The sequence below is a fragment of the Lactonifactor sp. BIOML-A5 genome, assembly GCF_009677585.1.
Classification (GTDB): Bacteria; Bacillota; Clostridia; order Lachnospirales; family Lachnospiraceae; genus Lactonifactor.
Window position 1 is genome coordinate 93222 of sequence record NZ_WKYV01000014.1, and the last position, 9647, is coordinate 102868.

The 9647-nt window shown below is 47.9% G+C and carries 9 protein-coding genes; all 9 read right to left on the reverse strand.

Annotation, left to right across the window (positions count from 1 at the left end; all coding sequences use genetic code 11):
* Positions 1 to 97: 97 nt before the first annotated feature.
* The 9 genes from GKG41_RS12515 to GKG41_RS12555 all read right to left on the reverse strand — a co-directional run bounded on the left by GKG41_RS12515 (position 98) and on the right by GKG41_RS12555 (position 9462).
* Entirely contained in the window at positions 98 to 706 is a 609-nt protein-coding gene (locus GKG41_RS12515; RefSeq protein ID WP_154259079.1) for a Maf family protein, read from the reverse strand.
* Between the two features lie 123 nt (positions 707 to 829).
* Positions 830 to 2026 (reverse strand): GGDEF domain-containing protein, encoded by a 1197-nt coding sequence (locus GKG41_RS12520; RefSeq protein ID WP_154259081.1) that lies wholly within the window; start codon positions 2024 to 2026, stop codon positions 830 to 832.
* 110 nt (positions 2027 to 2136) lie between these two features.
* Complete coding sequence (locus GKG41_RS12525) at positions 2137 to 3141, reverse strand: Gfo/Idh/MocA family oxidoreductase (RefSeq protein ID WP_226903949.1); 1005 nt, start codon at positions 3139 to 3141, stop codon at positions 2137 to 2139.
* A gap of 100 nt (positions 3142 to 3241) precedes the next feature.
* Positions 3242 to 4312, reverse strand: a complete 1071-nt coding sequence (locus GKG41_RS12530) for a PfkB family carbohydrate kinase (protein ID WP_154259086.1) — start codon at positions 4310 to 4312, stop codon at positions 3242 to 3244.
* Positions 4309 to 5223: a 6-phosphogluconolactonase gene (locus GKG41_RS12535; RefSeq protein ID WP_154259088.1), complete on the reverse strand. Its 915-nt coding sequence runs from the start codon at positions 5221 to 5223 to the stop codon at positions 4309 to 4311. The genes GKG41_RS12530 and GKG41_RS12535 overlap by 4 nt, the downstream gene beginning before the upstream one ends.
* Positions 5224 to 5268: 45 nt before the next feature.
* Positions 5269 to 5973 (reverse strand): PIG-L deacetylase family protein, encoded by a 705-nt coding sequence (locus tag GKG41_RS12540; protein ID WP_154259090.1) that lies wholly within the window; start codon positions 5971 to 5973, stop codon positions 5269 to 5271.
* A gap of 4 nt (positions 5974 to 5977) precedes the next feature.
* Positions 5978 to 7192, reverse strand: coding sequence for an AGE family epimerase/isomerase (locus tag GKG41_RS12545; RefSeq protein ID WP_154259092.1), 1215 nt, complete (start codon positions 7190 to 7192; stop codon positions 5978 to 5980).
* A gap of 24 nt (positions 7193 to 7216) precedes the next feature.
* Positions 7217 to 8215 carry a Gfo/Idh/MocA family oxidoreductase gene (locus tag GKG41_RS12550; RefSeq protein ID WP_154259094.1) on the reverse strand — a complete coding sequence of 333 codons (999 nt, stop codon included), beginning with the start codon at positions 8213 to 8215 and terminating at the stop codon, positions 7217 to 7219.
* A 38-nt stretch (positions 8216 to 8253) separates the two neighbouring features.
* Positions 8254 to 9462, reverse strand: coding sequence for an ROK family protein (locus GKG41_RS12555; protein WP_173015603.1), 1209 nt, complete (start codon positions 9460 to 9462; stop codon positions 8254 to 8256).
* Positions 9463 to 9647: the final 185 nt, after the last annotated feature.

The following is a 9647-nucleotide window of genomic DNA, read 5'->3' on the forward strand; positions in this document are numbered from 1 at the left end:
CGGACAAAGACAGACAGACTTTTGGGAAAGGAAAAAGCCCGGAAAACCGCATGGTTCCGGGCTTTTTGAGCATTTTTGAATTGGTTTGCCGGGCCTGTTATCTCTTGGAGAACTGAGGCGCGCGACGGGCGGCCTTGAGGCCGTACTTTTTCAATTCCTGATACAGGCGGCTGACCGGAAGCCCAACTACATTATTATAATCTCCCCGGATCTCCTTCACAAATACGGCAAACTTCCCCTGGATCCCATAAGCGCCTGCCTTATCCATGGGTTCACCGCTCTCAGCGTATGCCCGAATCTCCTCTGAATTCATGGGATAAAGTGTCACTTCTGTTTTTTCTGAAAATGTACGAACCTCACTGTGTTTCCCCTTCCGGACGATAAAAGTCACACCCGTATAGACCTCATGGGTTTTTCCCTGAAGACTCTCAAGCATTTCTTCCGCCTCCTGCTTTGTCGAAGGCTTTCCCAAAACCCTTCCCCGAAAAAATACGATGGTGTCAGCCCCCAGTATGACTCTGTCTCCCAGAACTTTTTCGGCAATGTCTCTGCACTTTAGAAAGGATAACTCCTCTACTATCTCACTGGGTTCTGTCTTTGTAATTATTTCCTCTGCATCACTCGGTCTTACCTCAAAGGAAATTCCTGCCTGCTGCAGGAGTTCCCTCCGTCTCGGCGATGCTGATGCCAGTATCACGGGTTCCATATTAACATCTCCTTGTCTGCTCTATCACTCTTTATATTTTCTGCTCTCCTGAACTGTCAGTCAGAAACAGGACAACCTGCCATCCAACCATATTATATCCTACACGATGACAGCAGACAAGAACTATGGCATATCCTGTCCGATTATCACCTGATTCTTTCCCTTTTGTTTGGCCTGATACAGCAAAACGTCTGCCTGGCGGATACAGTGCTCCAACCTCATAGTCTGATCCAATGTCTGTGTAACCATTCCTGCACTGATGGTTACATAGGGTAATGGAGCCTGCCGGTTCTCCAGCTTTCTCTGTTCCAGATCCAGCCGGGCTTTGTTGACTTTATCAGCGATCTCTTCCCCGCCCTTTCCTGCTATAATAGCAAGAAATTCTTCTCCCCCATAGCGAAGCAGATGACAGTCTGGCAGATTCAGATGGGACTTCAGCAGTCCTGCGATTAAGGCAATGCAGTCATCTCCGGCCTGGTGTCCATAAGTGTCATTATATATCTTAAAGTTATCAATATCCATCATTACAAAAGTAACCTGTCTGCTGTCTTCCTGATACTGCTTCCAGACCTGAGGCATCACTTCTTTCAGATAACGCCTGTTATAGAGTCTGGTCAGTTCATCTGTCAAAACCTGTATGTGCAGCTTGCGGTTCATTTCCTCAATTTTCTCCTTCTGACTTACAATAATTTTTCTGGAATGAAAGGTTTCCAGTCCATTATTGTATCTCATAGCCGCAATCAGCACTGCCATGATAGTTGCACAGGCCGTATTGGTATAGTTCCCCATGTTGTTCGTAGGTACCGGCTGGAAGGTGGGAAACAGGAGCATCAGTATTATCTGGTTGATGCCAAGAACAATCACAGCCTCCCAGGGACGGTAGCTGACAAATATAGAAACGGAAAGTACAATGCACAGATATACACTTACATTCTCCGTCACCCTCTGATCGTAAAGAGTCACAGCAGTACCCCACAGACAGAACAGGCCACTTTCCGCCACTGCCAGCTTTAAACTGAGTCCCGCAAATCTGTCCACATCCCTTTCAAATATCAGGCTGAGCACAAAGCCAGCCAAGCTGATGGTGAAAAGGAGGATGTACAGTACAAAATATACCCTGTGAGAGTGCACCGACAGCCCACCGTCACGGACGCAGGCCATCATATACATATTGAACAGCTCAAACACCATTACCAACACTGACAAATACTTGCAGTTCCTAAGAGTATGGACTGCCCGTTCATTCTCAAATTCCTGGCGCATTTCTTCCGGGAGGGTCTTCGTAAACACTCTTATTAATTTGGCCGTCATAGCTTGCATTCTTATCCTATCCCCCCTATTTTATGAGCAGAATCCTTGTATCACATTTACAATACATGTGCTTTTAGCAAAAGTCAATACTTCACTGGCTTTTCTACAGCCAGCCTCCTCTAAGCCTCAAAAGGGAAGCGCATTCCCCAGGATTCCCTGATCTCATCCATTACTTTCATAATCCTGATGGTTTCCCTGTGAGGCATCTCCGGACACTCGATTCTTCCCTCTTCAATGGCTCTGATTGCCGACAGCACTTCATATTCATAGCCGGTAATCTGTTCCGGCACCTGGTAGACAGCAACTTCCTTCCATTCCAGGGAGAATACACTTACCTTCTGCGGATTGTTGATATTATCAACCACCAGATATCCTTTTTCCCCGTATACAATTCCCCTGCGGTCGGTCTGTGCCAGCATGGTTGCCGCCAGCACTGCCATCTTTCCTTCCCTAAAGCACAGGGTAATACTGTCCATGGCATCCACTCCGGTATCTGTCATCACTGCAGAAGAACTGATATTCGTTATATTTTCCCCGAAAATCATAGACGCAAAATTAATCGGATAGACAGAAAGATCAAGCAGTGCTCCACCTGCCAGCTCCGGACGTATCATACGCTCATTCTGTGACACAAGATATCCCAGATTCGCCGTTAAAAGGGTGGGTGTTCCAATGACTCCGCTGTCCAGCACTTCCTGGATCATGGATACCGACGGCATATATCTGGTCCAGATTGCCTCTGTGAGCAGCAGCTTTTTTTCTTCCGCAAAGGCAATCATTTCCTCTGCCTGAGCGGCATTGGCAGTAAATGCCTTCTCACACAGTACGTGTTTGCCGTGCTGAAGGCACATCATACCGTGAGCAAAATGATGAGAATGCGGGGTGGCTATGTATACAAGCTCCACCTGCGGATCCTTCAGCATATCCTCATACGAGCCGTAGGCACAGGTAAATCCCCATGTTTTCGCAAAGTCTTCCGCCCTTTTTATATCTCTGGCTGCAACGGCATATGCTTCAGCCTGTGGCATCTCCGTAATTGTTTTTGCCATCAGGGCTGCAATCCCCCCCGCTCCCAGAATTCCTATCTTTGTTGTCTTCATGCTCGTATACCTCGCTTTCTTTATTTCCTTCTATTCTACACAAACCAGCGATATTGTACAACCCTTCTGCGCAGCAAAAGGGCATAGCCGAAATGACTATGCCGTTCTGCTGTATCATCCTTCTTTATTGGAGCGTATCTTTGTTCCTTCCAGTTTTTATGTCTGTACAACTGATTCCTATCCCATCCAGAATACCCGGTTCTGTTTCCCAGGCAATGCTGTCTTCACACTGTACTGCCAGTCCTGCACAGAGAGTTCCCAATTCTGCCGCACTTAAAAGCTCTGTCTCCTCCAAGGCAGACTCTCTGCTGCTTTTTTGAAGAGGCAGCCCCAGACAAAGCCCTGTAATCGTTCCCCCCAGAAAAGCATCTCCTGCGCCTGTGGTGTTTTTAACGGAAACCTGAGCAGCCGGCAGATATTCCAGGCGGCGACCTGCCATGGTATACGCGCCATGTTTTCCAAAGGTAACCAGAAGCTGTATCTCAGGATTTAATCTCTCCACCTGCTCATACAATCGCAGAACCAGCTCATCCCCGAAACTCTCCTGTGTGTCTCCTTCCCTCTCTTTGTCCATAGCACTGAGCACTGCCCTGGCCTCCTCCTCATTCACTGCCAGGAGATCGCAGAGGGTAAATGCATCTGCCTCCAGAAATGTTTCCGCCTCTGCCGCAGGAACTGAAAGTACGCAGAATGCCCCTCTTTCCTTTCCCTCCCGCAGCAGAGCAATCCTGCTCTCCGCAGAGACCTCCGGAATAGCCGCTACAAGAGTGTTGGCGTCCACGGACAGTGCTTCCATACTGGACCTGATATACTCTGGGGTTACCCTGGAAGCAGCACTGTTGATGACTGTCATATTGCAGCCTTCTTTGTCCGGGTACTGCAGGCATACACTGAGCATGGTCCTGAGTTCCTCCGACCTGCCCATATATTCTGTGTGCATTCCGGCAAGCCTCATTTCCCCCAGCAGTTCCTCGCCCATGGTATCCTGTCCCACATAACTGAGGGGATAGACCTCCGTCTGCTTTCCTATCAGGGCTGCTATATAATGAAACACAATATGCAGCTTACAGTAGTCTCTGGCAGGACTCATATGTACCAGGCGGGACTCACTGCGTCCCAGGGTATCCTGTATGGGACTCAGAAGCAGCATTCCGGTCCCCACACCGCCGGTTCCCACTACCTTGTCGAATTTCATCCCTTACCGTCCTTTCTGCTGGCGGCAATCCCCCGGAATTCCCACTCCGGATGCTCGCTGATAGGATGGCAGGCCGTCTCTCTTGTAGCAGTGATCAGGGCATCCGGATGTTCCTGCAGGAGAGTCATAGGGTATTCTTCTGTAAGAGGCGAAAAAAGTGCTACCCGCAAAGCGGTCTGCTTCCATGAGCCTGTTGCTGAATATACTCTGATTTTTTTTGCTTTCAGACATTCCTTTGCACCCAGGGTCACAGACATAGGAGGCATAAACTGCCAGCCAGCCCCAAAGCTCCTCTGGGCCAGGGCGATCATAGTATCAAGATTATTTTCCTGAACTCTGGCCGTGGAATTGCGGATATCGTCGATAGTAACCACAGAATACGGACTTCTCTTCGCCTGATTAAAGGCAATATGGCCGTCCTGTCCCCAGCCTCCCATAGTATAATCGATCTCCGTGTTCTCTATCTGTTCCGACATTTCCTTCACATTGTCCGGCGTCAGATAGTGCCGGTTTTCTTCCTTAACCCTGAGTTCAGGGTCAACCGCCTCATAAAAATAGGTATGCATAAATGTCCTGAAATTGCTGGGATCCTTTTTGGGAAGCAGTTTTCCCTCCCAATCCAGATTCTCATCCATATGAAAACAGATCATATTTTTCAAAGAAATCCTCTCTTCATTTACCATTCTTGCAAATGGTGCGTACCACTCTTTTGGTCCGCAGGGAACAATTAAACGAAAGGGTCTCTGCTCCAGATTGGCTGCTTTTATCTCCTCCGCCAGGTCACGCGCCATCACCTCCCCAAGCTGAGCCGCATCCTCTACAATGCGCAGAGGAACCTTACGGTCCTTATGGTCCAGAAGCTCTTCCATAGGAATGCTGCACCATTCATATAACTTATTCAAATCCATCATAATTTTTCTCCTTAACCAGGCTGCCTGTGTTTCTCTTTTCTCTTCCTACGGCAGATATCTTTCTGCTTTTACTTTTGGCCAGGCATAGCAGGGGGTAAAAGCCTCCGCATAGCCGGCTCCGCACTGAAGCCCCCGGTAACGGGCACAGGTACTGACAAACTCCGCAAAATCAATGCCGTCATGGTCTTTCATCCACGTCAGCTGACTTTCATGCTGCTTCAGCATTTCCATCTTCTGCTCATACGTATCAGTAATGTCCACATATTCCGTTGGAACAAAATTAAGCCCTGCCAGGGTATCCATATAGTAAATAGGAGTCAGCGTCTCATAATAAGCTTCCCTGGTGGTGTAGTGAGGCAGCGTAGAGACAAATGAAGCGTCAAATACCAGTTTGCTCACCGCCACGTGGTCCGGCATATAGTCATTAGGGCTGTGGGTGATAATCACATCCGGTCTTGCATACCGGATAATGTCCATCACTTTTTCCCTGTGTTCCCGCATATCTCCGTAGATACAGAGGTCATCAATATCACAGGTAAGTCCCTCGGCCCCAAGAAGAGCAGCGGAATTTAAAAATTCCTTCCTACGTATGGCTCGCAGCTCGTCAGGCATAATCACCGCATGCCCCTGGTTTCCGTTAGACACATGGCACATAAATACATCCCAGCCCATCTTCTTATATCTCGCCAGAGTCCCGGCACAGGATATTTCTATATCGTCCGGGTGGGCAGCTATTGCTAAAACCCGCATATCTTTATTCCTCCTCTTCCTGCTCTGCTTCCAGATCTGCAAGCATGTGGTCACACATTACCAGCATCCTTGTCACATGGAACAGCCCCTTGTATAGATTGCTCTTTATTACTGGCTCCTGCCACTTTCCTTCCCTGGTGAGATATCCCACCCACTCTCCATATTCCGGGTCTGAAAAATGATCAAAGGAATACTCTGCAAGGGTGTGGAACCATGTCTCATATTTATCTTCCTTCGTCAGGGTATATGCTTTCAGAGAAGCAATCAATGCCTCACTCACCGGCCACCAGAGCTTCAGTTCATGCTCATACTGTTCTACGGGCCTTCCCTCTATGTCTACAAAGTACATAATTCCGCCGTACTCTTTATCCCAGCCATGCATCATAGACCAATCAAATATATTCAGACATTTCTCAATGACATCATCTCCCAGTCCCATAGCTTCCGCCTCCTGGATCAAAAACCAGCAGGCTTCAATACTGTGTCCGGGATTAATGGTTCTGCCCGCAGGCTCATCAATGAATTCGCCATTTGGACCTACATTCTCAAACAGAGCCTGGTACTCCTCGTTATAATGGTACTGTAACAAATCAGATATGTATTTTTTGCTCCGGGCATCGTACTTCTCCCTGTTTTCGGGATCGCACTTGCGCATAATAGAGGTCACATTCAGCAGGATCATCACATTGGCCAGGCCCCGCATAGGGCGTACCTCCGGGTTATACTTGGGCGGCATTTTGAAGGGATCGCTGTCTGGATTCTCATAAAGCTCCACTACCTTGTCGTAGACACGCCTGGCATCCTGCAGCGCTTCTTTGTCACCGGTGGCCACTGAATATTCTGCATTTCCCAGTATATAGAAGGTCTCGCTGAAAAAGTACCGTCTCTTGCGTACCGGTCTGCCGTCTCTTGTCACCAAAAAATACATTCTTCCGTCTGTGTCAAAGCAGTGCTGGTTCATAAAGTCCTTGCAGCTTTTTGCAATCTCCAGCCATTCCGGGCGCGCTCCATACACATTACACAGATAGGAATATGTCCACAGGACTCTTCCCTGAAACCATACCCCTTTGTCACTGGAAAACGGTTTTCCTTCCCGATCCAGGAATGTGGGCATGCCCCCGTACTCCCGATCCAGCTTGTTCCCCCAGAAGGGCAGCATACGGTCAAACAATTCCCTCTGCATCATTTTCCGGTATTCTCTTATCTTCGTTAATTCCATAGTCTATAGCCCTCTCTTTTTATATTATTTTTCTATGGTGTACCCAGTTTTCTCCAGTACTTCATGAACCATGTGTATTACCTTCACTGCTTCATAGCTTTCTTCTCCGGTGATCGGAGGAATTGTATTCTCTGCAGCTGCCCTCAGAAATGCCCGTATCTCACGCCCCAGATCACCAGACGGCACATCGTTTAGGTCATCCGGCTGGTATGAGGTATCAAAAAATCTGCATCCTTCTCCCTCCATAGGGGCAAATGATACCTCCGAAAATCCCAGTTCCAGCTCCAGCATGCCTTTGCTCCCCACAATCTTCATACCGGTATCCACCTGTGAACTGTGCTGAAAGGGAAGCAGCCAGTGGTTCTCCATCACAACCAGAGCATCATTATCCATAATCAGATGAGAGGAGGTGTAATCCCAATTAGGACTGTTGTATTTAAAGCCATTGGCCGCCGCAACCTTTTTCACCTTTAAGCCTGTCATCCAAAGAACCAGATCAATGTCGTGGATTCCCAGAAACCAGGCAATGCTGGTTCTTTTCCCCAGGCGGGCGGCATTGGCTACCGTATTATTTCTCCAGATATTAATGTGCAGTATCTCGCCCAGCTTTCCCTGATCAATGGCACGTTTTGCCTGAATTGCTCTGGGGTCAAAACGCAGATCATGTCCCACCATCAGATAGGTAGGATCCGGGCGCCTTGCCAGAATCTCTTCACAGTCTGCGCTGGAGATGGCCAAAGGCTTTTCTACCAGAACCTTTACTTTGTTCTCAAAGGCCTTTAATATCAAATCCTTGTGCAGATCATCCGGAGTGCAGATACTGACTGCGTCCAGCCCCTGTGCAAACAGCTCTTCCGGGGTTTTGTAAACCTCCACTTTAAGCTGTTCCTTTACCTCCTCCCTTCTTTTGTCAAAGCTCTCTGCACACCCTACGAATTCCACATCCGGCTGAGCCAGATAAAATCTGGCATGGGCATCCCCCATGTAACCCATTCCAATAACACCTGTTCTTAGCTTTCCCATACGATTACCTCCATTTTTATATAATTTTGTTTTATTGCCTACAAATCATGCTCGATTACCAGATTCCTCCCTAACTGCAAGCCCCCGTAAATGGCAGAATAAGGCGCTGCCACATTCAGATGGGGCTCTCTTTTCAGCACATTTTTCTCCCGCAGCATACGGTAAAAGGGCTCTGTAAACCACTCCTTAAGCAGTAGAATCCCCCCATCAATCACCACAGAATTAATCCCCAAAAGGAGCATACCGTTCACGGCAATGGTTGCTATGTGGGTTGTCACACTGCTGATTTCTGCCTGAAGCCATGCATCTTTTCCCGCTGTCTCTGCGATAAGCTCCAGGGTAACCCGTTCCGGATCCCCCTTTGTTGCCTGGTAAAGGCTGCTGTCTCTGTGAGCATCCAGCTTTTCCTTTACACTGCCCAGCAGTGCAGACAGGGAGGCAATCGTTTCATAATCTACCATCTCCCAGCTGCCGTCCTCCCTCAAAAGCGTGGCATATCCGATTTCCCCTGCACTTCCGTAAGAGCATTTCAACAACTGGCCATCTACAATTACCCCCATACCCAGCCCTGCATCCACACGGAGGTACAGATAATTTTCCGGTAACTCCTCCCTCTTGCAGAGAGCCTGGTATCCAAGGGCCGCCATGTCAATATCATTCATGACTGCTGTGGCACAGCCGAACCGTTCCTGAAACATCTCCCGCAGTGGAAGATCCGCCCATTTTTTTGCCATTTTGGCCGGCTTCAGTATCCTTCCGCTGTCGTCGTATACCACTCCGGGGTTGGCAAGGGCCAGACTTCCTATCTGTTCTGGGGATACCTGATTTTTGTTCAAAAGTGACTCAATCTTACCCATAATATCTTCCATCATCTCATGTGCTCCCACCGCCTCCGTAATCTGATACGTGTCAGAGGCTATCAGATGGTAACACATATCCCCCAGACTGATATCCACAAGCTCCTTACCCAGATCTACGCTGAGAAGGCAGCGGAATCTGGGATTCACATTATACACCATAGGCTTTCTGCCGTAAGAAGTCTCCTCATTATGTGTCTCCTCCACAATGGCCCCCAGTTTCAGCAGTTCATCCATATTGCTGGTAACACTGACTACACTCAGCTTTGTCAGTTTCGATATCTCTTTCTTGGTCAGAGGTCCCTGATTCAGCATAAGGCGTAGGATAACCTTTTTGTTATTATCCTTAATATGCTTCTGACTTCCTGTCCCCAACCCTCTGTTCTCCATTTTTTTCATCTCCCGGCCAATATATTTAATTCACTTTTTAAACTCACTTTATTATATTGTAATTGTAACTTTTTCCGAGGGAACTGTCAAGTAATTTCACATGGATTTTGTTGTTAACTTGTGATAATGTCACCTTAGGATTCACTTATGAAAATGTCACTTTTGTGGAACCTATAATAGTATGA

What these genes read in the sequence shown, in the direction of transcription:
- GKG41_RS12530 (WP_154259086.1), bottom strand. Translation starts at nt 4,312, where the DNA reads ATGAAATTCGACAAGGTAGTGGGAACCGGCGGTGTGGGGACCGGAATG.
- GKG41_RS12540 (WP_154259090.1), bottom strand. Translation starts at nt 5,973, where the DNA reads ATGCGGGTTTTAGCAATAGCTGCCCACCCGGACGATATAGAAATATCC.
- GKG41_RS12545 (WP_154259092.1), bottom strand. Translation starts at nt 7,192, where the DNA reads ATGGAATTAACGAAGATAAGAGAATACCGGAAAATGATGCAGAGGGAA.
- GKG41_RS12550 (WP_154259094.1), bottom strand. Translation starts at nt 8,215, where the DNA reads ATGGGAAAGCTAAGAACAGGTGTTATTGGAATGGGTTACATGGGGGAT.
- GKG41_RS12535 (WP_154259088.1), bottom strand. Translation starts at nt 5,223, where the DNA reads ATGATGGATTTGAATAAGTTATATGAATGGTGCAGCATTCCTATGGAA.
- GKG41_RS12520 (WP_154259081.1), bottom strand. Translation starts at nt 2,026, where the DNA reads ATGCAAGCTATGACGGCCAAATTAATAAGAGTGTTTACGAAGACCCTC.
- GKG41_RS12555 (WP_173015603.1), bottom strand. Translation starts at nt 9,462, where the DNA reads ATGGAGAACAGAGGGTTGGGGACAGGAAGTCAGAAGCATATTAAGGAT.
- GKG41_RS12515 (WP_154259079.1), bottom strand. Translation starts at nt 706, where the DNA reads ATGGAACCCGTGATACTGGCATCAGCATCGCCGAGACGGAGGGAACTC.